Source organism: Microbacterium ginsengisoli (assembly GCF_000956535.1).
Classification (GTDB): Bacteria; Actinomycetota; Actinomycetes; order Actinomycetales; family Microbacteriaceae; genus Microbacterium; species Microbacterium ginsengisoli.
In genome coordinates, this window is the sequence record NZ_JYIY01000074.1 from 94,742 (window position 1) to 121,297 (window position 26,556).

The window sequence follows — 26,556 nt, forward strand, 5'->3', positions numbered from 1 at the left end:
GCGACCGTGACCCCCGAGCGCGCCCTCGACCGGTACCTGCGCCATCTCACGATCGAACGCGGGCTGTCGCCGCACAGCCTCGCCGCGTACCGCCGCGACCTCACGCGCTACCTGGCGTGGCTCGAGACGCGCGACGTGACGGATGTCGCGGCGCTCACGGCGAACGATGTCGACGGGTTCCTCGCCGAGGTCGCCTCGGGCGAGCCGCGGCCCGCGGCATCCAGTCTCGCGCGCCTGCAGTCGTCGGTGCGGGGACTGCACCGCTTCGCGCTGCGCGAGGGATGGGCCGAGGTCGACCCGACGACGCGGCTCGTCGCGCCGAAGCTGCCGAAGCGCCTGCCGAAGGCGCTCACGATCGACCAGGTCGACCGGCTCCTCGACGGCGCCGGCCCCGCCCCGGGCGCGCAGCATGACGCGAGCGCGGTGCAGCTGCGCGACCGCGCGCTGCTCGAGCTGCTGTACGCCACCGGAGCGCGCGTGTCGGAGGCGGTCTCCCTCGATGTCGACGACGTCATCGACACCGAGATCGTGCGCGTGCGCGGCAAGGGGTCGAAGGAGCGCATCGTGCCGCTCGGATCGTACGCGCGCGAGGCGCTCGGGGCCTACCTCACGCGGGTGCGACCCGCACTCGCCCGCCGTGGGCGGGCGAGTGCGCGCCTCTTCCTCGGGGTGCGCGGCGCTCCGCTGTCACGGCAGAGCGCGTGGCTCGTGATCCAGGATGCCGCGGAGCGCGCCGGCCTCGACGCCCACGTGTCCCCGCACACGCTGCGGCACTCCTTCGCGACCCACCTGCTGCAGGGCGGGGCGGACGTGCGAGTCGTGCAGGAGCTGCTCGGACACGCCTCCGTCGCCACCACCCAGATCTACACGCACGTGAGCGTCGACACGCTGCGGGAGGTCTACGCGTCTTCGCATCCGCGCGCGCGGTAGCCGCGGCATCCGCTCTGCTCGTCGCTAGAATCGACCGAACGATCCGCAAGAAGGAGCACGGTGGCCAGCAGAGCAGCAGGGGGCAAGGCATCTCCGACGACAGCGGAGGACACCCCGATCGGGCCGACCGGACGCCCCTACCGCGGCTTCCCGACGCCCGCGCCGCTCGCGTCGCACGGGCCGGCCCGCATCATCTCGCTGTGCAATCAGAAGGGCGGCGTCGGCAAGACGACGACCGCGATCAACCTGGCCGCCTCGCTCGCCTCCTACGGGCGCAAGGTGCTCGCCGTCGACTTCGACCCGCAGGGCGCGCTGTCGGCCGGCCTCGGCATCACCACGCACGACGTGCCCACCGTCTACGACCTGCTGCTGGACACCAAGCGCGACCCGCATGAGGTCGTCGTGCACACCGGCGTCGAGGGTCTCGACGTGCTGCCGGCGAACATCGACCTGTCGGCGGCGGAGGTGCACCTGGTCAACGAGGTCGCCCGCGAGACGATCCTCTCGCGGGTGCTGCGCAAGCTCGCCCCCGAGTACGACGTCATCCTCATCGACTGCCAGCCCTCGCTCGGTCTGCTGACCGTCAACGCGCTCACCGCGAGCCATGGCGTGGTCATTCCGCTGGAGTGCGAGTTCTTCGCGCTGCGCGGCGTCGCCCTGCTCATCGAGACGATCGACAAGGTGCGCGACCGTCTGAACCCGACGATCCGCCTCGACGGTGTCGTCGCCACGATGTACGACCCGCGCACGCTGCACTCGCGCGAGGTGCTCGAGCGGGTCGTCGATGCGTTCGGCGATGATGTGCTCGAGACGGTCATCGGCCGCACGGTGAAGTTCCCCGACGCGACCGTCGCCGGCCAGCCCATCACCGAGTTCGCCCCCGAGCACGCGGCCGCGCAGGCCTACCGGCGTCTTGCGCGGGAGCTGGTGTCCCGTGGCGCCGTCGCCTGACGAGGCGGCAGCACCCGACGTCGTCGACCCCCTCGCGCCCGCCGACGCCGACGCCGCGGCGGACCCCGCGCACGACTCCGCGAGCGCGGATATCGCCCCGTCCGCCGACGCCCCTGCCGGCGACGCGGAGAGCGCGTCGGAGAACGCGGATGCCGCGGCATCCGGTTTTCGCGTGTCCCTCGGCGTCTTCGACGGCCCGTTCGATCTGCTGCTCACCCTGATCTCCCGGCGGGAGCTCGACATCACCGAGGTGTCGCTGAGCGCGGTCACCGACGAGTTCATCGCGTACCTGCGCGAGCTCGACCCTGACGAGGAGATGGAGCAGGCGTCGGAATTCCTCGTCGTGGCCGCGACGCTGCTCGACATGAAGGTCGCCGGCCTCCTGCCGCAGGGCGAGCTGATCGACGCGGAATCGGTCGCGCTGCTCGAGGCGCGCGACCTGCTGTTCGCGCGCCTGCTGCAGTACCGCGCCTTCAAGGAGGTCTCCGCGTGGTTCGCGCGCTCGCTCGAGCGCGAGGACCGGCGCCACACGCGGGCCGCGCGCCTCGACGAGAAGTTCCGCCGCACGGTGCCGGAGCTCGTCTGGACGCTCACGCCCGACGACTTCGCGGCGCTCGCCATGCTCGCGTTCGCTCCCCGCGCGATCCCCGAGGTCGGGCTCGACCACCTGCACGCGCCGCTCGTGAGCATCCGCGAGCAGGCCGCGATCGTGGTGACGCTGCTGCGCTCGGCGGGCACGCTGTCGTTCCGCGAGCTCGTCGCCGGCGTCGCGCAGCCCGGTATCGTGGTCGCGCGCTTCCTGTCGATCCTCGAGCTCTACCGCCATGCGGCGCTGTCGTTCGAACAGCTGGAGCCCCTGGGGGAGCTGACGCTCCGATGGAGCGCCGACCGGTGGAGCGACGAGACGCTGGCGAGTTTGGGAGCCGACTATGACCGTTGACGAGACATCCGACGACGTCGCCGCCCCCGCGGCCGACGGCCTCGTGTCGGCCGACCCGGTGCGCTGGCCGCAGGATGTCGGCTCGGTGGCCCGGCGTCTCGAGGCGATCCTGCTGATGATCGACGAGCCCCACAGCCTGGTGAGCCTCGCGGCGGCGGTGAACGCGCCGGTCGCGGCCGCGCGCGCCGCCCTGCAGGCGCTCGTCGCCGACTACGACGGCGAGTCCGACGGCCCGCGTCGCGGGTTCGAGCTGCGGGAGGTCGGCGGCGGCTGGCGCCTCTACGTGCGCGAGGACTACGACCCGCTCGTGGCCGAGTTCCTCGGCGGGCAGGCGCCGTCGCGCCTGTCGCAGGCCGCGCTCGAGACCCTTGCGGTCATCGCCTACAAGCAGCCGGTGACCCGCGGCCAGGTCGCGCAGATCCGCGCAGTGAACGTCGACTCCGTCGTGCGCACGCTCGTCTCCCGCGGACTCATCACCGAGGTCGGACAGGACGCCGAGACCGGCGCGATCCTGTACGGCACCTCCGACGCGCTGCTCGAGCACCTCGGCATCAACTCGCTCGACGACCTCCCGCACATTTCACCCCTGCTTGACGACGGTTCGCGCGGCTTCGACGAGGCGTTCCGGTGAGCGGCGCCGATGAGCAGACGGATGCCGCGGGCGTGCGTCTGCAGAAGGTGCTCGCCCACGCGGGCGTCGCGTCGCGCCGTGTCTGCGAAGAGCTGATCGCGAGCGGCCGCGTGCGCGTGAACGGGGTCGTCGTCACGGAGCTCGGCAGCCGCATCGACCCGGAGGTCGACCTGGTCGACGTCGACGGCACCGCGGTGCAGCTCGACCAGTCGAAGCGGTACGTGGTGCTGAACAAGCCGGTCGGCGTCGTCTCGACGATGCGCGACGAGAAGGGCCGCCCCGACCTGCGCCGCTACACCGCCGACTGGGACGAGCGCCTCTACAACGTCGGCCGGCTCGACCAGGACACGAGCGGCCTGCTCGTGCTCACGAACGACGGCGGCCTCGCACACGTCCTTGCGCACCCCTCGTTCGGGGTCACGAAGGTCTACATCGCGAAGGTCGTGGGCACCGTCAGTCCGCAGACGATCGCGCGGCTCACCCGCGGCGTGCAGCTGGAGGACGGCGAGATCGTCGCCGACAAGGCCCGCCTGCTCGACGCGTCCCGTGGCGGGCACGGTGCCTCGTCCCTGGTGGAGCTCACCCTTCACTCAGGGCGCAACCGCATCGTGCGGCGCATGATGGCCGAGGTGGGGCATCCGGTCATCGAACTCGTGCGCCGCCAGTTCGGACCGCTCCACCTGGGAAGCCTCCCGGTGGGTCGGGCCCGCGAGTTGACTACAGTGGAGAGGGGCGCGCTGCTCACCCTCGCGCGCCAGGGCGCCGATCCCGCGCCCGAAGATTCTCCGGAGCTCCGATGACCGATCCCGCCGCCGTGTCCGCGCGCCCGCGCGTCGCCGTACGCACTCAGGGTCCGGTGCGCGTCGTCGGCGCCGGCCTGCTCGGTGCGAGCATCGGCCACGCCCTGCGGGCGCTGGGGGTCGAGGTCATCCTCGACGACACCTCGCGCGCGCAGCTGCAGCTCGCCGTCGACTACGGTGCGGGGCGCTCTGCCACCGCCGACGACCGCCCGTCGCTCGTCGTCGTGGCGGTGCCGCCGGATGTCACCGCGGATGTGATCGAGCGTGAGCTGGTCGCGCACCCGCAGGCGGTCGTGACGGATGTCGCGAGCGTCAAGCTCGAGCCGCTCGTCGAGCTGCGCCGCCGCGGGGTCGACCTCGCGCGCTACATCGGCTCCCACCCGCTCGCCGGGCGCGAGCGCGGGGGAGCGATCGCGGCCCGCGCCGACATCTTCATCGGACGCCCGTGGGTCGTCTGCCGCGACGCGGAGACCAGCGCCGCCGACCTCGCCGTCGTCGAAGGGCTCGCTCTCGACCTCGGGGCGACGCCCGTCGAGATGGGTCCGGAGGAGCACGACCGCTCGGTCGCGCTCGTCTCCCATGTGCCGCAGCTGGTCGCGAGCCTGCTCGCCGCGCGCTTCACCGATGCCAGTGCCGCATCGCTGTCCCTCGCCGGGCAGGGGGTGCGCGACACCACGCGGATCGCGGCATCCGCCCCCGAGCTGTGGGTGCAGATCCTCGGGGCGAACGCGGCGCCGGTCGTCGAGGTGCTCGACGCGCTCGCCGCCGACCTCGCCGACGTCGCCGAGGCGCTGCGCGCGCCCGAGGCGCCCGGGGCGCGGCGCGAGGTCGCCGAGACGATCCGCCGCGGCAACGAGGGCGTCGAGCGTCTGCCCGGCAAGCACGGTCAGAACCGCCGTTTCGAGAGCTTCGTCGTCATGGTCGACGACACCCCGGGTCAGCTGGGCCGCCTGTTCGGCGAGCTCGGCGAGCTCGGCGTCAACGTCGAGGACCTGCGCCTCGAGCATTCCCCCGGAGCCCAGTTCGGCCTCGCCGAGATCAGCGTCGTGCCGGGTGCCGTGCACCCCGCGGTCGACGGTCTCGAGGCCCGCGGCTGGAAGATTGCGAGCCTCCCCTCATGACCGAATCGCTCACCCGTCCCGGCCTCGTGCGGGTCGTGGCCGTCGACGGCCCGGCCGGCAGCGGCAAGTCGAGCGTGTCGCGCGCCGTCGCGTCGCGCCTCGGTTACGGCTACCTCGACACCGGCGCCGTCTACCGGGCGCTGGCCTGGCACGCCCTGGCCCACGCCGTCGACACGTCCGACGCATCGGCCGTCGTCGACGCCTCGGGCGATTTCGACCTGTGGATCTCACTCGATCCCGCCGAGGCCCGTGTGTCGGTCGCCGGCACCGATGTGACCGAGGCGATCCGCACGTCGCGGGTCACCGAGGCGGTCAGCGGCGTCGCCCGCGTGCCGGCCGTGCGCCGCGGGCTCACCGGCCTCTTCCGCGCGCTCGTCGCGGGCGCGGGACGCCCGGGAGTCGTCGTCGAGGGGCGCGACATCACCACGATCGTGTTCCCCGACGCCGAGGCGCGGGTGCTGCTGACGGCCGACCCGGCCGTGCGGGCCGCCCGGCGCACGGCGGAGACCGAGGGGGCGGATGTCGCGGTGGTCGCGGCATCCATCGAGCGACGGGATGCCGCCGACTCGGCCGTCGTCGAGTTCATGGACGCGGCGGACGGGGTGCGGGTCGTGGACTCGACCCACCTCGACTTCGAGGGCACCGTCGACGCGGTGCTCGCGGTGATCGCCGAGGAGACCGGCGCGGCACAGGAGGTGCACGATGTCGTCTGACGACGAGTACGAAGGCGGGCCGGACGGCCTCGCCGAGAAGCTGGCGGGCATCGACGATGCACTCGCCGACCAGCGCGCGGCGACGCTGCGCGCATCGCTCGAGGAGTACGACCTCGATGACGACGACACCGAGCTGCTCGGTGCCGTCTTCACCGACGAGCACGGCAACGAGTACCTGCCGGCGCTGCCGGTCGTGGCGATCGTGGGGCGCCCGAACGTCGGCAAGTCGGCGCTCGTGAACCGCATCCTGGGGCGCCGTGAGGCGGTCGTCGAGGATGTGCCGGGCGTGACCCGTGACCGCGTGACGTACAAGGCCGAGTGGATGGAGCGTCGCTTCTCCCTCGTCGACACCGGCGGGTGGGAGCCCGACGCGCGCGGCATCGACCGTTCCGTCGCGCAGCAGGCCGAGATCGCGATCGAGCTGGCCGACGTCGTGCTGTTCGTGGTCGACGCGATCGTCGGGGCGACCTCGACCGACGAGCAGGTCGTGAAGCTGCTGCGCCGCAGCGGCAAGCCGGTGCTGCTCGTCGCGAACAAGATCGATGACGCCCGGCAGGAGCCCGAGGCCGCGGCCCTGTGGAACCTCGGGCTCGGCGAGCCCCGCCCGGTGTCGGCCATCCACGGCCGTGGCGTCGCGGACCTCCTCGACGAGCTGGTGAAGGTGCTGCCGGATGTCTCGGCCGTCGCCTCGCACGAGATCGGCGGCCCGCGCCGCGTGGCGATCCTCGGGCGGCCGAACGTCGGCAAGTCGTCGCTGCTGAACAAGGCGGCCGGCGCCGAGCGCGTGGTCGTGAACGACCTCGCCGGCACCACTCGCGACCCGGTCGATGAGATCGTGGAGCTCGGCGGCAAGCTGTGGCGCTTCGTCGACACCGCCGGCATCCGCCGTCGCGTGCACCTGCAGCAGGGCGCCGACTTCTACGCGTCGCTGCGCACCGCGTCGGCGCTGGAGAAGGCGGAGGTCGCCGTCGTCGTGCTCGACGTCTCGGAGCCCATCAGCGAGCAGGACGTGCGCATCATCGACATGGTGCTCGAGTCGGGCCGCGCGCTCGTGCTCGCCTACAATAAGTGGGACGTGCTCACCACGATCGAGTACGAGAACATCGACCGTCGGCGCTATCTCGAGCGGGAGATCGAACAGGACCTCGCGCACGTCGCCTGGGCGCCGCGCGTGAACATCTCGGCGCGCACCGGGCGCCACCTCGACAAGCTCGTGCCCGCGCTCGAGACGGCGCTGGAGTCGTGGGATCAGCGCATCCCGACCGGGAAGTTCAACGCCTTCCTGTCGGAGCTCGTCGCCGAGCACCCGCACCCCGTACGCGGCGGCAAGCAGCCGCGGATCCTGTTCGGCACCCAGGCGTCGACGCGCCCGCCGACATTCGTGCTGTTCACGACCGGATTCCTCGACCCGGGCTACCGCCGGTTCATCCAGCGCCGCCTGCGCGAGCTGTACGGCTTCGAGGGCACGCCCGTCGTCGTGAACATGCGGGTGCGCGAGCGTCGCAAGAGGTAGCACCGGGGCCGCGGATGCCGCGGGTGTGCGAGGCTGAGGGGATGACCCTCGAACAGCCCGCCGCCGGTGAGCCGCGGCGGCCGCTCGGGCCGCGCGATCCGGGCGACGCCTGGGTCGTCGCGCCGACGGGGGAGCGGTACTGGGGCGCGTTCGGCGCCGCGGGGCTCCTCGCGCTCGACCCCGGACGCGGGGTGCTGCTGCAGCATCGCGTGTCGTGGAGCCACTTCGGCGGCACGTGGGCGCTGCCGGGCGGTGCGCGCCATCAGGGCGAGTCCGCCGTCGACGGCGCGATGCGCGAGGCGGCCGAGGAGGCCGGTGTCCCCGCGGGCGCGGTGCGCCCCCGGCTCGTGAGCGTGCTCGACCTCGACATCTGGACGTACACGACCGTCGTCGCCGACGTCACCAACCCTTTCGACCCGGTGATCAGCGACCCCGAGAGCGTCGAGCTGGCCTGGGTGCCGGTGGCGGATGTCACCGACCTCCCGCTGCACCCGGGGTTCGCCTCGTCGTGGGTGCGCCTGCGTGAGCTGCTGACCGTGCGTCCGGTGATCGTGGTCGACGCGGCGAATGTCGTCGGCAGTGTGCCCGACGGCTGGTGGCGCGACCGCGCCGGTGCCGCCGCCCGTCTGATCGACGGGCTCGGTGCGCTCGCGGCGCGCGGGATCGCGGGGGATGTGCTGCGGCTGCCCGAGTCGCGCTGGTACCCCGAGATCGTCGTGGTGCTGGAGGGGCAGGCGGGGGCTGCGGCATCCGTCGACGTTCCGGACGGGGTGCGCATCGTCGTCGCTCCGGCTGCGGACGATGACGAGATCGTCGCCCAGGCCGCCGCGCATGCTGAGGGCGGTCACGCGGTGACGGTCGTCACGAGCGACCGGGAACTGTCGGCGCGCAGCGTGTCGGCCGGTGCGAGCGTGCACGGCGCCGGCTGGCTGCGCGACCTGCTCGACGCGCGCTGAGTCAGTCGCGCCCGCGCAGCTTGTCGATGTCGCGGCGCTCGCGCTTCGTGGGGCGTCCGGCGCCGCGGTCTCGGAAGCCGAACGTTCCTGCGAACTCGCGGGACGGCGGCGGCGGGGTGCGATCGTCGTAGGCGGTGGCGGCCTCGGGTGCACCCACGCGCTTCGAGATCGTGCGACGCACGATGAGCACACGGTCGAAGCCGGCGACCCGCACGCGCACCTCATCGCCCGCGCGCACGACGACCGACGCCTTCGCATGATCGCCGCGCACCCGTACATGCCCGGCACGGCATGCCGTCGTCGCGGCCGAGCGGGTCTTGTAGACCCGCACCGCCCACAGCCAGGAGTCGATGCGCACCGATGGGGCCGCGGCATCCGTCATCGTTCGGCCCTCGTCGTGGACGAGAAGATCACGCCGGCGGCGATGAGCCCCTGCCCGAGGCAGTAGGTGACCATGACGAGCGGGCTCGTGACGGGCGGCATCGCGTCGGGCAGGAAGAGGCGCAGCGCGAGGATCGTGTCGCTCGAGAGGAAGAACGCGGCGCCGACAGCGACGAGCGGATGCGCGCGGGTCGCGCTGACGGCGGTGCCGCCGAGCACGACGCCGTAGATCGCGACGGCGGCGGTGAGGGCGCCGAGATGGGGGAGGAGGATCGCGAGCAGCACGACGTACCAGACGGCGTAGACCGCGGCCCAGGCGGGCACGCGGCGCACCGCGAGGTGCCGCCAGAACAGCCAGATGTAGAGCAGGTGGGCGAGTCCGAAGCAGGCGAGCATGACGGGCAGCTCGGGCGCGAACGGGAAGAACGTGGCCGCGCCGTCGCCGAGCAGTGAGAGGGCGAGCGCGGTGAACAGCAGAGAGAATCGGATGCCGCGTGCCCCGCTGCGTGCAGCCCACAGCACCGCGAGCGCGAGGAGCGGCATGAGCAGGAGCTTCGTCGGCGTCGCGAGCGCGTCGGCGTCGATCGCGAGCGCGCTGATGTGCACGAGCGAGACGACGCCGTAGAGCGCGAAACCCCACCACCACGACCGCGTGAGGATCACGGTGGGCTGAGCGGCGTCGGTCATGCTCTCACGGTAGCGGCCGGCGGGGTCCGGTGGTCGTGCTGGCGCGGGGGCTGACGTCGTCGCGGACCGGTCAGGCGAGGTCGCGGGCGACGACGACCACCGAGGGAGTGGCGCGGCCGGTCTCGGTGAATCCGGCCGCGAGGAACGTCGACAGCACGCCCTTGAAGAGCTCGTTCGCGCGCTTTTCGACCACGGTCGTGTCGGTAGGGTAGCCCTCGAGCAGGCGGGCTCCGTGGTCGCGGGCGTGCGCGATCGCCGCGTCGAGAAGCCGCGCGTTCAGGCCGAGCCCGCGGTGCTCGCGGCGCACCACGAAACAGCTCACCGCCCACACGGTCGGGTCATCCCACGCCGGATCGGCCACCGGCTGCAGGTTCTTCGTGCGGCCGATGCGCACTTGACGTGTGCGCGGGCCGACCCGCACCCACCCGGCCGCCTCGCCGTCGACATAGGCGATGAGAGCGGGCGCGGGGGACGCGGCATCCGGTTCTGGTAGCTCGTCGCGCAGGCGCTCGCGACGCTCGTCGGGCGAGGTGCGCTGCCAATCGGTGTTCGGCATCGTCCACCAGCCGCACTGACACGAGCGCCCGTCGCCGCCGCCCGAGAGCGCGTGCTGGGCGTCATCGAACCGCGACGCGTCGGCGGGGAGGATCTCGATCGACGGCATGCTGCGACGCTATCGGGTGCCGGAGACATCCGCCCGAGCGGTTCGCGGCACGGCATCGGTGCGGCTAAGATAGGGGAGTTGCCCGCTCGCGGGCAGCGGACCGGGATGTGGCGCAGCTTGGTAGCGCACTTGACTGGGGGTCAGGTGAGTTAGAGCGGCGGGACTGTCCGAAAGCTAAACAACGGGATGTGGCGCAGCTTGGTAGCGCACTTGACTGGGGGTCAAGGGGTCGCAGGTTCAAATCCTGTCATCCCGACAAAAAGCCCTGGTGAGAAGCAATTTTCACCAGGGCTTCGTCGTTTCTGAGGGTGGTCACTGGCTGGTCCACTTCCCTCATTTGCCTGTGCTGCTCGTTCGCGCATTGGTCCACTTCCATTCAGTGACTTCGGCTGTGGAGTGCACCAAAAGGTGCCCGAGAGGTGCACCAAATCGCGGGCGCGACGGTGCTCCGGCCCCCTTCTGGGAGGGTCGGAGCGTGGTTCCATTCGTGGTCACAGACGGGGTCCGTCGCGGCGGCTCGCATCCTTCCTCGTGGGGGTCTTGGAGAGGAACTGGTTGGCCTGCCTGGCAGCTTCGGCGAGGTGGCGGTGGTCGGGGTGCAGATACCCCTTGGTCGTCTCGATCGACTGATGCCCGAGGATCTCTTGGAGGACATGCAGGGCGATGCCGGCGTCGGCCATCCAGGTCGCTCCGGTGTGCCGGAGCCCATGCCGGGTGAGGCCGGTGAGGTTGAGGCCCGCGACGAGGTCATCCCAGCGGGTGGCGTCTCTGACGGTGGCGGTGGTGAGGACGCCTCCGCGTGGCCCGCGTAAGAGCGGGTCGTCGTCTTTCTTGTCGGTGGTGAGGCGTTCGAGGACGGGTTCGAGTGCGTCGAGCATCGGCACCGGGCGATCGCGCCGGCCTTTGGTCTGTTTGATGACGAGGCCGCCTTTGCCGGGATAGTGCTGGCGTCTGATCCACACGATGTGGTTCTCCCAGTCCACATCCCCGACCCGCAGCCCTGCGACCTCTGAACCCCTGGCGGCCAGGAGCGCGGCGAGCATGACGTGATCGGAATACGACTGATGCACCTCCCCGCACTCAGTCGCGAGCTTCCGCAGCGTCGCCAAATCCGGAAGCGCGTACTGTCGTAGCGCGCCGGTGGTCTGGGTGACGTGTTTGCCGAGGTTACGGCGTGCGCGGTGCTTGGCGGGGTTGATGGAGATGATGTCGTCGCGCACCGCTTCATCAAGCACCCGGACGAGTGGGGCGATGGAGTTCTTGATCGTCGAGGCCGAGTGCTCGGCCTCCCACGTGTCGATGGTGCGGTCGATCATCCCCGCGGTGATCTTCGCAACCCGAACGTGCCCGAGCGCTGGCAACACCCGCAGTCGCAGTCCGGTGTCGTAGAGCTCGGCGGTGGAGGTCGGGTCCAGGCCTCGCTGCCACCGATCCCCGATGGAAGTGGCGTAGTCGGTGAGGGTGATGGTGGTGTCCGCACCGGTTTCGGTCGCTGCCCGCATCTGATCGTAGAACTCCTCGACCTCCTCGTGGCTGCGGACGTGGGCGACGCGGCCGACGCGCTTATGCGTGGAAGGGTCGGTCCATCGCACGCGGGCACGGAATCCGTCGGTGCGGCGTTCGACATCGGTGGTGAGCTTCACCCCGACTGGCGGCATCCGCCTGTTGCGAGGGTCAGCCATGATCGTTCTCCTGCTCGGTGACCCAGGCGCGCACTGTGGCTGGGGTGTAGCGAGAGACGCCGCCGACGCGCAGGAACGGCGGCCCGATCTTTTCCCGTCGCCAGCGCGAGAGGGTGGCTTGGGAGACGTTCAAGAACTCCGCGACATCCCGCGCACACCACAACGTCTCGACCGGACCCGCACCGTGGTCAACGACGGTCGGGGCGTTCATCGTCGAGACTCGCGTAGAAGGCGTCTTCGGCCGCCTGCCGTTGGGCAAGATCGGCTTCAACGAAGGCATCGAAGTCTTCGGCCCGATCGGCGATCACGATGTCATCTACCGTCGGTGCAGGGGCTTCGCCGGGCCAGGTGGTCTGCCGGGTGGGGCGGTCGCGATCCAGTCGGGTGCTGCTCGCGGCGACCCAGTCGCGGAGTCGCTGCCGGGTGTCGGCGAAGTCGCGATGCCACCCGTTGGGTGCGGATCCGTTCTGATCGGGGTCGTAGGCGCACAGCCAGTGCAGGTGCAGCGCGGACAGTTCCCACAACAGCTCGGGGTGTCGGTACCAGAACGGCGGCACCACACTCGCGGGCAGGCCGTATGTGCGTCGGAGCCAGTTCACCCACCGGTCGAGTTCGAGCCACTCGGCCCCGGCCTCATCTGCGGTGAGTAGGTTCCAGTTCACCGGATGCGGTGGCCCCGGCAGTGAGTCCGGATCAGACAACGCCGGCCGCTTCCCCGTCTCCTCCGCGTCGTGGAGTGCGGGTTCGGGCTCGGGTTCGTCGAACTCCGGGGCGTCCTCAGCAACGATGGTGCTCATGGCTTTCCCTCCTCACAGTCCAGGTACGGGAGGTGCCTGCGTGCTGGGCCGGTCCGGTGCCTGGAACTCTGGGGCCGGCCTTGTCGGTGCCTCCCGTGCAGGGCCGTCCTGGTCGAGGGAAGGCGTGTTGCGAGGCGTGCGGTCGACGTCGTAGCGGGTGCGGGCGAGATCGTGGCCGATCTTCTTCGCGACGAACTGCTCGGTCTGTACCTGCTCACCGTCACGAGTGGCCTCGTACTCACGCACGTACCCCTCGGCGATGAAGTTGTCGCCCTTCCTGAACCGCTCGTGCGCCCGCGCCGCGGTGGCCCGGAACATCACCAGGTCGTGGAACGTGGACTCCAACTGCGTGAAGCTGCCATCGAGGTTCCGGTCGAAGTGTTCCTGCCCGAACCGGGCATAGAACCTCGCCTGCCCCTTGTCGTTGAAACCGAGCTGCGGGGTCGAGGCGATGAACCCCGAAATCGACTGCTGGGTATGAATATCCATTGCACTGCTCCTTCACGATCACCAGACCCCGCTGCGGGGTCATCCGTGAAAGTCAGGTGCACTACAACGACACAGCAACCCTCACGAGTCGGCGGGGCGTTGCAAGAGGGCTTCGAGTTCGGTGCGGTCGGTCTTCAACTGCCCGGCATCGCTACGGTTTGGCCAGGCGCGCAGGTCGGTGACGATCGGTGGTGCGGCGCGCAGTAGAGTGACGCCGGTGCCGAACGGCAGGGTTCTGATCCGGTCGGGTGGCAGGATCGGCACCCGCCGCACCGAGCGCTGGTTTGACCTGGTGCCGTGGTCGCCGAGAGTCACCGAATCGGTGTACTCGTCGCGTTCGCCGATCAGGGTGGAGAGGTCTTGGAGGTCTTTCGAGTTCGACGCCCCGCCGAGAATGATCTTCACGATCGAGGCATCCCAGATCGCCCCAGCCTGATTCTCCGACCACTTATCCCGCGCCTGCGCAAGCGACTGCAACACCGGCATCGTCGTGATCCCCGTACCGCCTCCCTCCGCCATGAGCGTCGGCAGAGACGGCAAGGGGGCCAGGTTGCCGATCTCGTCCAGTGCGAGCAGCAGGGGTGGGTCGAGGCGTGCGCCGGGTGAGCGCGCGGCGATGCGACGGGCGGTTTCGACGAGGTCTTCCACGAACGCCGCCACCAACGCAGCCGACGCCCCTGCGCCCGCGCCGGTGGCAAGGAGGTAGAGCGTTCCACGGTTCCGGATGAACGCCTCCGGATCGAACGACTCACCCTCGGCGGGTGAGACGGCATCAAGCACCCTCGGATCGGCAAGCGCCCCCAGCGCGAGGGCGACGCCCTGCCAGATGGAGTCACGGGTACGAGGGTCGGAGTCGATCATCGCCCCCAACGAATCCGCCCACCCCGCAGCCGCATTCGGATGATTCGTCAGGATCGCGGCCGCATCCGCAGCCGCCGACGGATCAAGCGTCCAACGGAACAGCTCGGCAGGCTGCCGATGATCCAACGCTGCCGCGTGGAGCAGAGCTTGGAGTGCTGTTCTGGTTTTGCCTTCCCAGAACCCACCGGATTCGACCCCACCAGCGGAGAGCCCGGTGGCGGAGGCGAGACCGGTCGCGCGGATCATCGCCGTCAGCGGGTCTTCACACCCCCGAACCGGCGACCACCGCAACCCCGCAGGGAGTCCTTCGGCGAGATGCTGCGGATCGAACACCGCAACCGGACGACCGTCACGTCGGCGGGCACGCAACGTCGCAGTGAGGTTGTCCGGCCGCGTGCTCGTGGTGACCACCGCGCCGGGCGCGTCCAAGACGGCGTTGATCACGACGTGCAGGCCTTTGCCGGAGCGGGGCGGCCCAATGAGCAGGATGGAGTCTTCAACTGACGCCCACACCTGTTTGCCGCGTGAGGTTCCGAGTAGATAACCCACATCCTCCGGTGACGGGGCATCCAGTGACGGGCGCAACGAGGCTGCCCGCCGCAGCAGCGCCTTCGGTGAGGCTGCCTGGGTGACTTCGTGCGTGGTGGCGACCCCGGCCAGGTGGCGCGGGTCGGTCTCGACCTTGTGGCTGTGGCGGCGCCATTTCATCCAGCACCACCCCAACCCGACCGTCACCAACGCGAGGAGCAAGGTTGTGACGATCCAATAGACGACCGGGTTCAGCCCCTCGGCTCCGAGCGCTGTACCGGGGTCGCCGGGGCTGAACAGCACACCCAGCCCACCGGCCGGCCCCGAGGTGGGTTGAGCCGTGCCGGTGAGGAACGCGGCGACCGACCCGGCACCGCGGAGGACGAGGCCGAGGGCGAAGACACTGATGAGGGCGATGAGGGCGGCGTTGGTGAGTTCGTCACCCATCGAGCCGGACTGCCGCTCGTTCACGACAACGCCTCGATATGGGTGGTGCCCGAGATCCGACCCAGCAGCAGCACATCGCGCCGCCCACCGTGTGCGGGTGGGAGCTGGTTGAGATCCAGCAACGCACGGGCTCGCCCGTTGGTGGCGTCGGTGTGGGAGACGATGATCGCCACGGCCACGTCCTCACCGGCAAGGAACCCGTCAGCGGTGACCTCGACCAGCGCCGGCCCCTTCTTCTTTCGGGCAGGCCGTGCGGGTTCTTGGGCTGGTTCGGGCTCGGCAGGACGGGTGCGGGTGCGGGGTTGGATGAGGTCGGTGAATACCGATCCGTCGACTTCTCGGACTTCGATCCGAACCCCGATGCTGCGGTTCTCGGTGACCGCATCGAGCAGGTCGGCGAAGGTGCCGCGCGTCCACTCACCCCTGGCTGGTGGCGGGTACTCGGCGCCGTCGACGGTCACGTCGAGCACACCGGTTTCGGTGACTGCGACGCGGACGTGCGGGAGGACAGCCTGTATGTCTTCGGCGATCGTCTTTGCTGCGGGGCGGGCTCTCATGCGCGCTAGGTGCGCCGCGACGCCGATGGGAAACTGGTGACATGGGTTCACGGGCGGATGACCGGCGGCGCTTCGCCGAGGAGTCCATGCCGCGTATCGCCGCTACTGCCGAGGACGAGGGATTCAGCCAGCAGGCGTCTTCTGGTGAGCGCAGGTGGGAATGGGTGAAGCCGACATCACCGACCGTGCGGGCGGCGGTTCTGTTGTCGGAGATGACGCCGAGGAACGTCCGTGATGGCGTGGATGTTCAGGCTTACGGGGCGATCTATCTCGATCAGGTGGAGCAGCGGCTGCATGAGGACGGGCAACGGCACCCGGACGCGGCGACGCTGATGGCTCCGCTGCGGGCTTGGGGATCAACCTTCACCCGTGATGGCGCCTACCGGTTCCGGCGGAGCGCCGATCCGGAGTCCAGGGTGGAGGAGCTGGCCGGGGATCTGAGATCGTTCGCAGCTTTCGCCACCGCGATCCGTGACGTGACGGATCTGAGCGAGGCTCGCTTGGCGCGCTCACGCATCCGCAGGCACGTCACCGCGGGCTTGGCACCCGGCTACGCGGCCCCTCAGGTCGCCTCGCTCATCGCCGAGATGAACACCAACACCGAAACCGGCGTCGAACCGTAGGCGTCATGGACCGGGAAGTTCCCGCGAGAACCGTCAATATTCACGCGAACTTCTAGACGTTCTGCTTGAGCCGCAAGCTTGTGTCGAAGAGCGAATATTCAGCAGGGTGCAGTTGGTGTTGAGTGACGAAAGACCGGTCTTTGATCCGCCACAGCCCCTGCCCGACACCTAATCCGGGTAGGAGTTTCTGCTCGGTGCCAGTGAGCCCGAGTGCGGATGCGGTGGCTCCGAGCTGGTCGGATTCTTGCCGGTAGACGATCCGGGTTTCCGCGTTCGCGAGCAGGGAGTTGGCGAGGGATCGCATGGCGGAGCCTTGGTCGCCGACGTTGTCCAGGTCGGTCAACTTGTGAAAGATCAGCATGTTCGCGATCCCGTAATGCCTCGCGAGACGCCAATGCGCATCCATCCGCTTCAAGAGTGCGGGGTGGCTCATGAGGCGCCATGCTTCGTCGTAGATCACCCACCGCTGCCCACCGTTCGGGTCGAGCAAGGCGGATTCCATCCACGCGCTGGAGCACGTCATCAGCACCGAGATCAGGGTGCTGTTTTCGGTGACGCGGGAGAGGTCAAGGGAGATCATCGGCAGTGACGGATCAAACCTGACGGTGGATGGTCCGTCGAAGAGTCCGGCGAGGTCGCCGGCCACGAGGCGCCGCAGTGCGTGCCCGACCAGTCGGCCGTCTTCGGCGAGGCGTCTGTCGGTGTCGTCGGTGGGGTTCAGGACGTGGTCGACGACCATCGGCAGGATCGGCACATCGTTCTCCCGCACCGCAGCCGTCAACGCCAGATCGATCGCAGTGTGCTCCAACGGCGTCAGCCCACGCGCGAGCACCGTCTCCGCGAGAGCGCCGATGAGATCCCGGCGGCGCGATGCGACGGTCGCGGCCCATTGCTCATCCGACAGCCCTGATGGTCGGTGCCCTTCATCGAGGGGATTGAGGCGGGTGTTGAGGCCGTGGCCAAGGACAATCGCCCGCCCACCGACCGCCTCAGCGACGGCCGTGTGCTCGCCCTTCGGATCACCGGGAACGTAGACTCGCCGCCCGAACGGAAGCGATCGCGTGTAGAGCGACTTCGCCAGGCTCGATTTCCCGCTACCGACTATGCCGGCGAGGACGACGTTCGGGGCGGTGATGACCCCGCGTGCGTAGAGCACCCAGGGGTCGTAAACGAAGCTCCCGCCGGAGTAGAGGTCCTGGCCGACGAAGACACCGTCAGAGCCGAGCCCGCCTTCGGCGACAAACGGATACGCCCCGGCGAGGGTCGCGGACGTGTCTTGGTGGCGGGGCAACTTGAACCTGCCCGGCGTCCGCAAGGTTGCGGCCCCTGGTTCTCCGGCAGCGGGCAGGTAGGTGGTCGCGCGACGTTCCGCGCGCTCGGCTTCTGCTTTCGCGACCGCGACCGCCTTCTCCGTCTTGCGTTGTTCGGCGGTGATCCGCGCGGCGGCCTGCCTGCGCTGTTTGCGGAGCTTGCGGCGTTCGGATGCGGGTGCGACGAGGACGGAGGTGTGCAGGCGCTCGGGCTCAGAGTTCATCGTCCGAGCCCCCGCCCCGCATGCTGCGCCGGGCGAGGCGTAGCCGCGAACCAGTCCTTACCCGCAACCGCGGGTGTCTTCCGGGTAGTGGCGGAGGCGACGGTATCCGTGCTGGGGGCGGCTCTGCCGGCTCCTTCACCCAGGCCGACCGCAGCAACCGCCGGTGCGGGCGCGGGCTCGGCGAGAGCGAAATCGGCCGGAGCATCGTAAGCGCGGAGTAGGGAGACGTGGCTGAGGAATGGATTGTAGGTCAACGTGTAGTTGCCCTCGGTGGTGGTGCGGTCGAGGTTCCCGACCGGTGGGGTGTCGTAGACGTACCCGTTGGTAAGGGCAGCATCGGTGGTCTCTTCCCCGTAATCCCACTGACTCAGGTGCTCGATCCCGGCGGTCGTGCCGTCACGCTGAATGAGATCGAGTACCCGGTCAGCTTCCTCACCATCGAAGAACACAACGCTGACCCACCGCCGCGCGGTTTCGGGGTCGGGGCGCCAGGCGATCCGGCCCGCTGCGTTCATGGCCGCATCGAGCCGGTCATGTGCGGCATCGATCAGGGTCGCGGCCTGATGCAGCTCATCCGCCGCAGCCAGCGCATCCTTCGCACCAATCGCGGCGTCACCTTGGTCGTCGAACGCGCGGGGTTGGCCGGTGACATGAGCGGCGGCGAGCTGGTCGAGTACCTGCCGCAGCGACCGGACACCTGCGAGGAGATCCCCGAGCACCGGATACATCTGCGCCGGCTGGTCAATACGGATTGTCGCGTGCGCAAGACCCCGCAGCGCTTCGGATGCTTCGGCAGCATCGGTTCTCGGATCGGTGAAAGTGGGCATGAGAGTCCTCCCTGACGATGGATGTCGCCAGCCAGGTGCGTCAGCTATTCCATGCGTGTCAGACGCTCCGGATACCCTTGAAGCATGAGTTTTTCCGCTTCCGTGCTTCGGGTGATGATCGCTTCCCCGTCAGACATTCCCGATGCTCGCGATGCAGTAGAAGCCGCGATCAATGACTGGAACAACGCCAACGCTGCAACCAAGCAGGTAGCGCTACTGCCGTGGAGATGGGAGACCTCGTCCGTTCCTGTCCTCGGAGGTCATCCGCAGTCACTGATCAACTCGCAAGGCGTTGACCAATGCGACATCGTCTTCGCTCTGTTTGGCAGCCGGCTTGGCTCCCCAACGCCCGACGCGGTATCCGGCACCGTTGAAGAGATCGAACGCGCCGTGGATAGCGGAAAGCCTGTTCACCTCTATTTCTCAACTGCACCGCTTCCTCACGACGTGGACACCCAGCAGCTCGACGGTCTCCGGGAATTTCGTGCTGCAATCAGCGAGCGAGGTTTGCTTGGCGAGTTCGCCAACACTGGCCAGCTCGGCCACGAGGTCTGGAAGGCCATCGAGTACGACATCGCTTCGTTAGAACTGTCAGCCCCGCAACTCCCTGCAACTAAATCTGGTGTGCGGTTCGCGGCTCAGCCTCAGCAAGAACGAGAACTGACGTCATACGACAGCAAGGGAAAGCCTCGCTACTCCACTCGGCACTGGATCGACATCACCAACACGGGTGACCAAGACGCCACTGATGTGCGATTCGAGGTCGTCGGAGAAAACTCCAGCATGATCCTGACTAGCGGCGATGAACCCACCGTCATCCATGCCGGCCAGACTCGCCGCCTGCATGTGCTTCATCACATGGGTGGCGGCGATCCCGACATCATTCGCATCCGCTGGAGCGAGGACGACGAACAGAAGGAACGCGAGTTCCACGTCGGCTGACGACTACACCTTCCGGCACAGCGGCAATGCCGCCGCCGTGAACGCCGCCGCCTGCTGCCCGACCAGCAACCGGGTCTCGCACGAGGCTTGGATCGCGGCCTGTTCGATCGCGGCGACCGCGGCATCGAGCTCGTTCACGGTGGGTGCGGTGATGGTGATGAGGCCGGTGTAGCGGAGGATGCCGTGCCCGGCAGTCAGGTCTGCCTCCTGCTGCAACACGTCCTGGTACTCCGCCGTCTGGGAGGCGTCTTCGATCTGCCCGATCCGTTGCCGTTGCGCCGCATCACTGATGTGCTCGACCTTCTTCTTCCTGATATCCCGTGCCGCCTGGTCCGATCGCATCGGGGTGCAGATCAGGGAGAACGAGCGCTGTATCCCGGTGGAGAGCAGGACGGGTGAGAGGAATCCGGGGAACACCATCGACCGCGGCCACTCACTGATCCACAGGGTGGCGTGGTGGGCGGAGTCGGTACGAATCCGCGACCACGACTCGTTCACCGCCAACGGCCCCGCCGTAGCAAGCGATTGTCCGATCTGGCCTTGACGCTCCAAGGTCGCGGCGATCGCCGGGTCGTAAGCGCTACGGAGGATGACAGCGATCTGCCCCGCGGTCAGCCACCCGCCGGGATTGAGGTCGGCGGAACGCAGCGCCGCTACCAGGGTTGCCATCTCCTGTCGCAACACGGCGGCGGCTCCGCGGATGCCGCCGCCGGCGGTGCGGATCTGCCGGGCTGCTGCTCGCATGTCCAGTGCGAGCGAGAGCGTGGTCGCGTGCCGTTCCCCGGCAGGCCCCGCCCGGTCGATCAGCTCCGCGTAAGTGGTGGATGCCCAGGAGTCGTCGTGGGTGCCATGCGAGGCCCACCACTCTGCCAACCCCGTACCCGAATCTGGAAGGGTGCGTTCAAGGACTTGGAGGGTCGCGACCCGTCCGGATCGGCAGACAGTGGCGAGCACACGGCCCCAGGAGGTAACGCGGCGTTCCTGCTCTCCCGGATCGAGGAGCACGAACGCGGGATGCGTCACCTCCACCACGACCGTCAGTGTCGAGGCGTGGGGGTCGTGGATCATCCCCGCCTCAGTCTCCGGGTCGGTGTACTCCCGCAGCCGCGCCATGTCACCGGGCAGGGCGAGGGTGCCGACCGGGCGCGGAACCACCACCCGGCGGCGGTAGAGCAGTTGTCCGATGGTGGTGCGGTAGAGCCACCAGCAGGCGACGGGGAGCCATTCGACCATCGGCCGCCCCGCGACCGGTATCCACGTCAACGCAATCGACATGGCCCAGATGGGTGCGGTGTACGCCATGAGTATGCCGCCGCCTGCGTAGAGGGCTCCGACGAAGGCGAGGATGCCGATGGCCAGGGTGACGAGCTGTGAGAGGGAGAGGCCGAGGAGGATGCCGCGGCGTGCGAGGCGGGAGAACTTCACCGGCACCAACTCGCCGCCGCTGGTTGTGTTCGTGTTGTTCATCGGTTACTCCTTGCCGGGCTTCGGGGCAGGTGGCTTCGGATTCGACGGCGGCAGGTCAGACGGCGGGATCGGGTTCTTCGGCACCGGCGTAGACGGCGCTGCCGGAGCGCCCGCGTTTCCGGGCTGGCCCGCACCGTCCGCAGCGGCGTCTGCCTCGTTGGCGAGGTGACCTGCGGCCTTCGGTCCGGCCTCGAAGGAGTCCTTGGCGATCTTCGCCGCAATCAGGCCCGCTGCGATCGGTGCCGCAACGGCCGCACCACCGGCAGCCGCACCGGATCCGCCAGCCCCCGCACCCGCACCGGCACCTGCGCCGGCTCCGGCGCCTGCGCCACCACTGGATGCGGCGGGGGTCGGTTTCGGTGCGGCCGCAGCCGACCCACCGCCCGATTTGCCTCCGCCGCTGCCGGTGCCGTCGAGGACCTTCTGTGGGTCACCACCCTGCGGCTTGGACGGCACCGGCATCGGCCGGTTCAACGACTGCTTGGCGTCCTGTTCGGAGCCGATCGCGTGATACATATCGAATCCCACGAACGAGATGAACTTGTAGGTCAGGTATGGGGCGAATCCGGCCATCGCCATCAGCACCACACCCGCGATCGGGTCAGACACGGAGGCGAGGTCGGCCTCGATGGGTGCGCTGACCTGGGTGACGGCGACGAGGAACATCACCACCAGCACCAACTTCGACGCGATCAGCGCGATGACGAACATGGCCCACTTCGACACCCAACTCCGTGACGCATCCCACGACGAACCGGAGAACGCGAGGGGCGCCATCACGATCGCCACCAACAGCAACGCCTTCCGCACCAGGAGCGACAGCCACACGATTGCGGCGGAGGTGATCGCGAGCCCGGCGAGGAAAATGGTGATGATCGCCCCGACGCCGGGCGCGGCGATGCTGATGCCGGTGAGGCCTGCGACGAGGAGGGTGATCTTGTCACCCATCGTCTCCGTGGTCTCCCCGCCGGCTTGGATGATGCCGGTGCAGAGCTGATCCACGATCTCCAACGCCAGCCCGGTCAACGTGATCACCACGAAACTGCCAAGCACGCTCTTCGCGAGGCCGAGCGCGGCCCTGGAAAGGGCGCCGGGGTCTCGTTTGATCAGGCCGGTGATGAGTTGGAGACAGAAGAAGATCAGCATGATGAACACGGCGATCCCGAACACCAGGTTGTAGACGCTGACGTACCCGTCGGATGTGACGTCGACGAGCGTGGTGGTGTCGAACACGTTCCAGACGGCCTCGAACAACCAGCCCGCGGCCGCACCCATTGCCTGGGCGAGCCAATCGAACGGGGCGGAGATCAAGGCTCCGGCGGCGTCGCCTGCGACATCGCAGACGGTGGAGATGACAGGAACATCGCAAACCCCCATCACAAACCTCCTCAGATCGAGCGGGGGATGGGGTTAGACCTGCTGGCCGACGTTCCAGAAGAAATTGATCAACGTGACCGCAGCACCACAGATGACCGCGGCGCCGCAGGAGACCAGGACGCCGATCTTTCCCCTGCCCGCCAGGTGCGGGTTGCTGCTGTTCGCACCGAAGCCCCACACGATCGCCGAGATGATCAAGGCGAGAACGGAGAGGATGAGGCCGACGGTCATGACCGCGCCCACGATCGTGCGCAGCTGCGCGATACCGGGCAGGCCGGAGTCGTTGGGGTTGATGTCGATGTCCATCGGCACGAGCGCCGGGATCACGGATACAGCGGTGGTGATGAGGTCGAACACGGTGGGGTCTCCTGACACGAACAAGGCCCACAAGCGTGGGCAGCGGAAGGGTTCTGACCTCAGGTGCGCCAGGACAACCACCGCGGAGAAGGCGACTAGCGTGGGAGGCGTGGAGCGTGTTCTCGCCGCCAGCGCGGTCATCACCGACGACGCGGGCCGCGTGCTGCTCGTGCTACGGGGCGAGGAGCCCGAGAAGGGATGCTGGTCGGTGCCCGGAGGGTCTGCTGAACCCGGTGAAACCCCCGCGCAGACCGCCCGCCGGGAGGCATGGGAAGAGACCGGCCTACATGTCGAGATCGGTCAGGAGCTGTGGACGGTAGATGTGCCGACCGGCGACGGGCGCGTGTTCGAGATCCATGACTTTGCAGCCACCGTCACCGCAGGAAACCTCACGCCGGGCGACGATGCCGACGACGCACGCTGGTTCACCCCGGACGAGCTCACTCAGGTACCACTGACGACGAGCCTGCTGGACTACCTCGCCCTCGCAGGCATCGTGCCCGCCAGATAGCGCTACCGCAGCCGTCCACGAGCTGACGTGAACCTCAGAGCTGGTCACCGACCGCGATGAGCCAGTTCATCCACGCCACCCCACCGCCAGCAAGCGCGGCGGTGCCGAGGGCGACGAGGAGGCCGGTGCGGGATTTCGATGCGGTGGCGTGGTTGCCGTGCGCGGAGGCGACGGCCCAGACGATCGCGGACACGATCAACATGAGCACCGCGATGACGAGGACAAAGGTGAGCAGGGCGCCGATGACTTCTTTGAGGTCACCGATACCACCGAGACCATCGAAATCCGGGAACACATTCATGACTCGTTCCCTTCACTGGTGGTGCAGCCGCCCGGATCGGTGATCTCGCCAGCGTCGAGGTCTGCGGCACCGTGCTGTTCCAGCCAGACGGCGGGGTCGGTGTATTCGCCGTTGGTGCCGCCGATCCTGACCTCGAAATGCAGGTGCGGGCCAGTGCTGTTGCCCGAGGAGCCGACATCAGCGATGTGCTGCCCCGCGGTCACACGATCACCCGCCGTGACGCGGATGCCGGTCTCCCAAGAGTGCGCATACGCCGTCGCGACCGTCTTCCCGTCCACGGTGTGCTCAATGACGACCAGGCCGCCGTAGCCGCCGGAGTATTCGGCAACGGTGACAACACCATCAGCGGCGGCGAGGATCGGGGTGCCGTCGGGGCCGGCGAAGTCAGTGCCGGAGTGGAGCTTGTATTCCCCGGTGATGGGATGTTCGCGCATCCCGTAAGGGCTGGTCATCACCCAGGTGCCCTCCGGCATCGGGAATACCACACGGGAGGTCTCCGGCACCGGCCCCAACACCGCACCACCACCAGCGGGCTGTGCTGTGGTGTTGGTGGTGAGGGCTTGGAGGATCTGCTCTGCGACCGACTCATAGTTCCGATACCGGTCGGGGTAGGCGGAGACTTCGACGGATTGGGCGGCCTCGCCCTTGTCCATCGACTCCCGCCCCGCAATATCCAGCAATCCCCGCGGCGACGGATAGTTCGGCCCAGCGGGTCCGCCGAAGAAGGCGCGGACTTGGTAGTTCGGGTCCATGAGATCAGCGACCGTGCCCCACCCGGATTGTGGGCGCATCTGGAACAAGCCCAGGCTGTCGTTGTCGGACCCGTTGCCGTCGTTCGGGTAGTCCGCCGAGTCCGGGTAGTGGCTGGTGTTCGACAGCATCCGCAACGTCGACTCCGTCAGCGCGGCCATGAGCGCGATCTGCACACCGTCACGATTCACACCCTCGATCGCGGAGCCGGTGGTGATGATCGTCGCGGCGTGGGTGAGCTGCTGATGGTTCAGCGTGAACGAGTACCCGGAAGCATCCGTCACGTCGAGTTCGTCCGGGATCGTGCCGACGGTCAGGCCGGTGGACAGGCAGGTGGCGTTCGCGGCCTGTGCGGGGTTGATGAGCGCCCCGATCGAGACGAGCATGATCGAGGGTGCGAGGAACAGCAGGGCGATCCCTGCGATGGCGAGTTTCTTGAACACGATCCACCCCCTGCTACTTCAGGGGGGTGTCGAGTTGGGAGAGCCGCAACAGGTGGCAGTCGTCGCCGTCAGGCGGGCAGACGATGAACACCGTGAACGACACCGCATGCTCACTGGCGACAGGGTCCTCGTTCCAGACACCGGAGCGGTGCCGGGTGCCGTCGATCGTGTACGCCGTTGTTCCCTCTGCGAGCTGGCCCGGCTGTGCCTGCTCGACGGCCGTATCCCACGCCTCCGGCACATAAGCGTTGTCGATGGTGAGGTGCTGGGTGGTGAGGTACTTCCGCAACTCGAGCCACGCCTCTCTCGCTGGTAGATAGGCGGCAACATCGGCCGCGAGGCCCGCCTGCTCAGCACCGTAGGGATCGCCGACATCGAGGATCACTGATGTGTAGTCCAACGGGAAGAAGCCCGACGCGGTATCCCAGGTGAAGAGGGCTTCGGCGACGTTCCGGGCGAAGGTCTCCGGATCATCCGACCTCGACACCACCGGCAACCGCGGCGAAGTGGTCGGCCCCGGAGTTTCGGGTGCGATCGATGACGGTTCCGAACCGGTCGGGTAATCCGTGCCGGTGGCGTTGCGGGGGCCGGTGATGAGGCCGTAGATGCCGATCCCGGCGAGGATCAGGAACACCACCCCGCTCGCAGCGGCGGCGATCAGGCGGCGACGGATGCGAGGGTCGGACACATCGAGAGTTCTCATAACCCCCAGGTGCGCCCCAGCTTCACCAACGCGCGGGGCAGTTAGCGGAGAGGTGCCAGTGCTACGTCCTCAGCCGCTGACCGAGTGGCGGTGCGGGCGGTGCGGAGGTCTTCAGCGAACGTCACCGTGCCTTCGACGACGGTATAAAAGGCGTCGGCTTGTTCGTCGGTGAGGTCGGTGGCGAGCCGGGTGAGGTCGTACTTGATCCACCAGGAATCGAGATCGGTCCACGTGAGCACAAATGCCCGCACCCCCAGCAGCGTGATCCCCTCTTCGACCGGCGACACCGGGCGGGTCTTCCGCGCCTGTTCTTTCTTCTTGGCTTTTGCTTCGGCTTGGACGCGGGCCACGGCTTCTTCGGCCATCTGATGTAGTTCCGCATCCCGGGCCGCGCGGGCTTGCTCGGTCATGCTGGTGGCGAGGGCGCGGACGCGCGTGTATTCCGGGTCGACGGGGCCGCCGTCCTGGATCTGATCCAACGCCGCCTGTGCAGCGACTCGGACATGCTCGGGGTATTTGCGGTCGGTGGCGACCTGTTCGACGTAGCCGATCTTGTCGTAGGTCCGATACGACGCCCCACCCGGAATCATTGCCGCAGCCTGCTCGCGCGTCTTCCCGGCTTGACCGGGTGGGGGTGGAAGATGTCCACCCCCATGCTCACCGGGCGCATGGCCTTTCTGGAACTGCGTGGATTGCTCCCGCAGCGCGGCTTCCTCGCTCATGATCGCCTTGAGCTCCCGATACAACGCTGCCGCTTCCAGCGCGGTGAGGGGCTTGTGGAGCACGTTGTCGTCCTGCTCCGCGAGCAGCTGCCCGAGCCGATCCGACAGCCCGGATCGCACCCACACGTTCACGGTCTTGATGCCGAGCATCTTCAACGCCGCCAAACGTCGAGCCCCGCAAACGAGAAACCCGTCCGGGGTCACGGTGATGGGTTGCAGCAGCCCGTCACGCTTGATCGACGCGGCAAGGACGTCGATGTCGCCGAGTTCAGCACGGTGCCGGTTGCCGACACGGATCGAGGCGACGGTCCGCTCGACCTGCACACTCCCCACTGGTTGCTCGCTCATCAC

29 protein-coding genes, 1 tRNA gene and 1 pseudogene are annotated in these 26,556 nt (G+C 68.5%); 13 read left to right on the plus strand and 18 right to left on the minus strand.

Features of this window, described 5'->3' with window-relative positions:
- Positions 1-6 precede the first annotated feature (6 nt).
- The 9 genes from xerD (at position 7) to RR49_RS08600 (ending at position 8,555) form a co-directional block, all read left to right on the plus strand.
- A complete protein-coding gene (xerD, locus tag RR49_RS08560) occupies positions 7-930 on the plus strand; it encodes a site-specific tyrosine recombinase XerD (protein ID WP_045247659.1) in 924 nt (307 codons plus the stop codon).
- Positions 931-990: 60 nt separating this feature from the next.
- A complete protein-coding gene (locus RR49_RS08565) occupies positions 991-1,881 on the plus strand; it encodes a ParA family protein (RefSeq protein WP_045247660.1) in 891 nt (296 codons plus the stop codon).
- A gap of 91 nt (positions 1,882-1,972) precedes the next feature.
- Entirely contained in the window at positions 1,973-2,821 is an 849-nt protein-coding gene (locus RR49_RS08570) for a segregation and condensation protein A (protein WP_045247718.1), read from the plus strand.
- Complete coding sequence (scpB, locus tag RR49_RS08575) at positions 2,811-3,452, plus strand: SMC-Scp complex subunit ScpB (RefSeq protein ID WP_045247661.1); 642 nt, start codon at positions 2,811-2,813, stop codon at positions 3,450-3,452. Before RR49_RS08570 ends, scpB begins: the two co-directional genes overlap by 11 nt.
- Positions 3,449-4,252, plus strand: a complete 804-nt coding sequence (locus RR49_RS08580; RefSeq protein WP_045247662.1) for a pseudouridine synthase — start codon at positions 3,449-3,451, stop codon at positions 4,250-4,252. The genes scpB and RR49_RS08580 overlap by 4 nt, the downstream gene beginning before the upstream one ends.
- On the plus strand, positions 4,249-5,373 hold the full coding sequence (locus RR49_RS08585) for a prephenate dehydrogenase (RefSeq protein ID WP_045247663.1): 1,125 nt from the start codon (positions 4,249-4,251) through the stop codon (positions 5,371-5,373). The genes RR49_RS08580 and RR49_RS08585 overlap by 4 nt, the downstream gene beginning before the upstream one ends.
- Positions 5,370-6,086 (plus strand): (d)CMP kinase, encoded by a 717-nt coding sequence (gene cmk, locus RR49_RS08590; RefSeq protein ID WP_045247664.1) that lies wholly within the window; start codon positions 5,370-5,372, stop codon positions 6,084-6,086. Before RR49_RS08585 ends, cmk begins: the two co-directional genes overlap by 4 nt.
- The gene (der, locus tag RR49_RS08595) at positions 6,076-7,599 is read left to right on the plus strand and encodes a ribosome biogenesis GTPase Der (protein WP_045247665.1); all 1,524 of its coding nucleotides are present in this window, start codon (positions 6,076-6,078) and stop codon (positions 7,597-7,599) included. The genes cmk and der overlap by 11 nt, the downstream gene beginning before the upstream one ends.
- Before the next feature lie 41 nt (positions 7,600-7,640).
- Positions 7,641-8,555: an NUDIX domain-containing protein gene (locus tag RR49_RS08600; protein WP_045247666.1), complete on the plus strand. Its 915-nt coding sequence runs from the start codon at positions 7,641-7,643 to the stop codon at positions 8,553-8,555.
- A gap of 1 nt (position 8,556) precedes the next feature.
- Here the strand turns inward: RR49_RS08600 and RR49_RS08605 are convergent, their stop codons facing one another.
- The 3 genes from RR49_RS08605 to RR49_RS08615 form a co-directional block, all read right to left on the minus strand.
- Positions 8,557-8,937, minus strand: a complete 381-nt coding sequence (locus tag RR49_RS08605) for an RNA-binding S4 domain-containing protein (protein ID WP_045247667.1) — start codon at positions 8,935-8,937, stop codon at positions 8,557-8,559.
- On the minus strand, positions 8,934-9,623 hold the full coding sequence (locus tag RR49_RS08610) for a lysoplasmalogenase family protein (RefSeq protein WP_045247668.1): 690 nt from the start codon (positions 9,621-9,623) through the stop codon (positions 8,934-8,936). Before RR49_RS08610 ends, RR49_RS08605 begins: the two co-directional genes overlap by 4 nt.
- 70 nt (positions 9,624-9,693) lie before the next feature.
- Positions 9,694-10,287 carry a GNAT family N-acetyltransferase gene (locus RR49_RS08615; RefSeq protein WP_045247669.1) on the minus strand — a complete coding sequence of 198 codons (594 nt, stop codon included), beginning with the start codon at positions 10,285-10,287 and terminating at the stop codon, positions 9,694-9,696.
- Between the two features lie 182 nt (positions 10,288-10,469).
- On the opposite strand from RR49_RS08615, the gene RR49_RS08620 reads away from it, so the two are divergent.
- Positions 10,470-10,543, plus strand: a tRNA-Pro gene (locus RR49_RS08620).
- 235 nt (positions 10,544-10,778) lie between these two features.
- Here the strand turns inward: RR49_RS08620 and RR49_RS08625 are convergent.
- The 6 genes from RR49_RS08625 to RR49_RS08650 all read right to left on the minus strand — a co-directional run bounded on the left by RR49_RS08625 (position 10,779) and on the right by RR49_RS08650 (position 15,648).
- Entirely contained in the window at positions 10,779-11,930 is a 1,152-nt protein-coding gene (locus RR49_RS08625) for a tyrosine-type recombinase/integrase (protein WP_329863511.1), read from the minus strand.
- A gap of 31 nt (positions 11,931-11,961) precedes the next feature.
- Positions 11,962-12,180, minus strand: a complete 219-nt coding sequence (locus tag RR49_RS08630; protein WP_045247671.1) for a helix-turn-helix domain-containing protein — start codon at positions 12,178-12,180, stop codon at positions 11,962-11,964.
- Complete coding sequence (locus tag RR49_RS08635; protein ID WP_045247672.1) at positions 12,158-12,766, minus strand: hypothetical protein; 609 nt, start codon at positions 12,764-12,766, stop codon at positions 12,158-12,160. Before RR49_RS08635 ends, RR49_RS08630 begins: the two co-directional genes overlap by 23 nt.
- A 12-nt stretch (positions 12,767-12,778) precedes the next feature.
- Entirely contained in the window at positions 12,779-13,255 is a 477-nt protein-coding gene (locus RR49_RS08640; protein WP_045247673.1) for a single-stranded DNA-binding protein, read from the minus strand.
- An 81-nt stretch (positions 13,256-13,336) separates the two neighbouring features.
- Complete coding sequence (locus tag RR49_RS08645; protein ID WP_084603854.1) at positions 13,337-15,091, minus strand: type IV secretory system conjugative DNA transfer family protein; 1,755 nt, start codon at positions 15,089-15,091, stop codon at positions 13,337-13,339.
- Between the two features lie 20 nt (positions 15,092-15,111).
- Positions 15,112-15,648 (minus strand): hypothetical protein, encoded by a 537-nt coding sequence (locus RR49_RS08650; protein ID WP_045247675.1) that lies wholly within the window; start codon positions 15,646-15,648, stop codon positions 15,112-15,114.
- Positions 15,649-15,689: 41 nt separating this feature from the next.
- Here RR49_RS08650 and RR49_RS08655 point away from each other — a divergent pair, with 41 nt between their 5' ends.
- Entirely contained in the window at positions 15,690-16,271 is a 582-nt protein-coding gene (locus tag RR49_RS08655; protein WP_045247676.1) for a hypothetical protein, read from the plus strand.
- A 52-nt stretch (positions 16,272-16,323) separates the two neighbouring features.
- On the opposite strand, the gene RR49_RS08660 is transcribed toward RR49_RS08655, so the two are convergent.
- Positions 16,324-17,805: a putative type IV secretion/conjugal transfer ATPase gene (locus RR49_RS08660; protein ID WP_045247677.1), complete on the minus strand. Its 1,482-nt coding sequence runs from the start codon at positions 17,803-17,805 to the stop codon at positions 16,324-16,326.
- Positions 17,802-18,632: a hypothetical protein gene (locus RR49_RS08665; RefSeq protein WP_045247678.1), complete on the minus strand. Its 831-nt coding sequence runs from the start codon at positions 18,630-18,632 to the stop codon at positions 17,802-17,804. Before RR49_RS08665 ends, RR49_RS08660 begins: the two co-directional genes overlap by 4 nt.
- 84 nt (positions 18,633-18,716) lie before the next feature.
- Between RR49_RS08665 and RR49_RS08670 the strand changes: the two genes are divergently transcribed.
- On the plus strand, positions 18,717-19,574 hold the full coding sequence (locus RR49_RS08670; protein ID WP_045247679.1) for a DUF4062 domain-containing protein: 858 nt from the start codon (positions 18,717-18,719) through the stop codon (positions 19,572-19,574).
- Positions 19,575-19,577: 3 nt separating this feature from the next.
- Here RR49_RS08670 and RR49_RS08675 read toward each other — a convergent pair whose 3' ends face one another.
- The 3 genes from RR49_RS08675 to RR49_RS08685 are packed head-to-tail and all read right to left on the minus strand — an operon-like array spanning position 19,578 to position 22,724.
- Complete coding sequence (locus RR49_RS08675; protein ID WP_045247680.1) at positions 19,578-21,041, minus strand: SCO6880 family protein; 1,464 nt, start codon at positions 21,039-21,041, stop codon at positions 19,578-19,580.
- A gap of 3 nt (positions 21,042-21,044) precedes the next feature.
- Positions 21,045-22,418: a hypothetical protein gene (locus RR49_RS08680; protein ID WP_045247681.1), complete on the minus strand. Its 1,374-nt coding sequence runs from the start codon at positions 22,416-22,418 to the stop codon at positions 21,045-21,047.
- Positions 22,419-22,451: 33 nt separating this feature from the next.
- Positions 22,452-22,724, minus strand: coding sequence for a DUF6112 family protein (locus RR49_RS08685; RefSeq protein WP_411742250.1), 273 nt, complete (start codon positions 22,722-22,724; stop codon positions 22,452-22,454).
- Positions 22,725-22,884: 160 nt separating this feature from the next.
- On the opposite strand from RR49_RS08685, the gene RR49_RS08690 reads away from it, so the two are divergent.
- Positions 22,885-23,286 (plus strand): NUDIX hydrolase, encoded by a 402-nt coding sequence (locus RR49_RS08690; protein ID WP_045247683.1) that lies wholly within the window; start codon positions 22,885-22,887, stop codon positions 23,284-23,286.
- A 34-nt stretch (positions 23,287-23,320) separates the two neighbouring features.
- On the opposite strand, the gene RR49_RS08695 is transcribed toward RR49_RS08690, so the two are convergent.
- From RR49_RS08695 to RR49_RS08710, 4 genes and pseudogenes are all read right to left on the minus strand, one after another.
- Positions 23,321-23,587 carry a DUF6112 family protein gene (locus RR49_RS08695; protein WP_045247684.1) on the minus strand — a complete coding sequence of 89 codons (267 nt, stop codon included), beginning with the start codon at positions 23,585-23,587 and terminating at the stop codon, positions 23,321-23,323.
- Between the two features lie 14 nt (positions 23,588-23,601).
- Positions 23,602-24,780: pseudogene (locus RR49_RS08700) on the minus strand (M23 family metallopeptidase); the annotation flags it as partial.
- 13 nt (positions 24,781-24,793) lie between these two features.
- Positions 24,794-25,483: a hypothetical protein gene (locus RR49_RS08705; RefSeq protein WP_045247685.1), complete on the minus strand. Its 690-nt coding sequence runs from the start codon at positions 25,481-25,483 to the stop codon at positions 24,794-24,796.
- A 41-nt stretch (positions 25,484-25,524) separates the two neighbouring features.
- Entirely contained in the window at positions 25,525-26,553 is a 1,029-nt protein-coding gene (locus RR49_RS08710) for a ParB N-terminal domain-containing protein (protein ID WP_045247686.1), read from the minus strand.
- Positions 26,554-26,556: the final 3 nt, after the last annotated feature.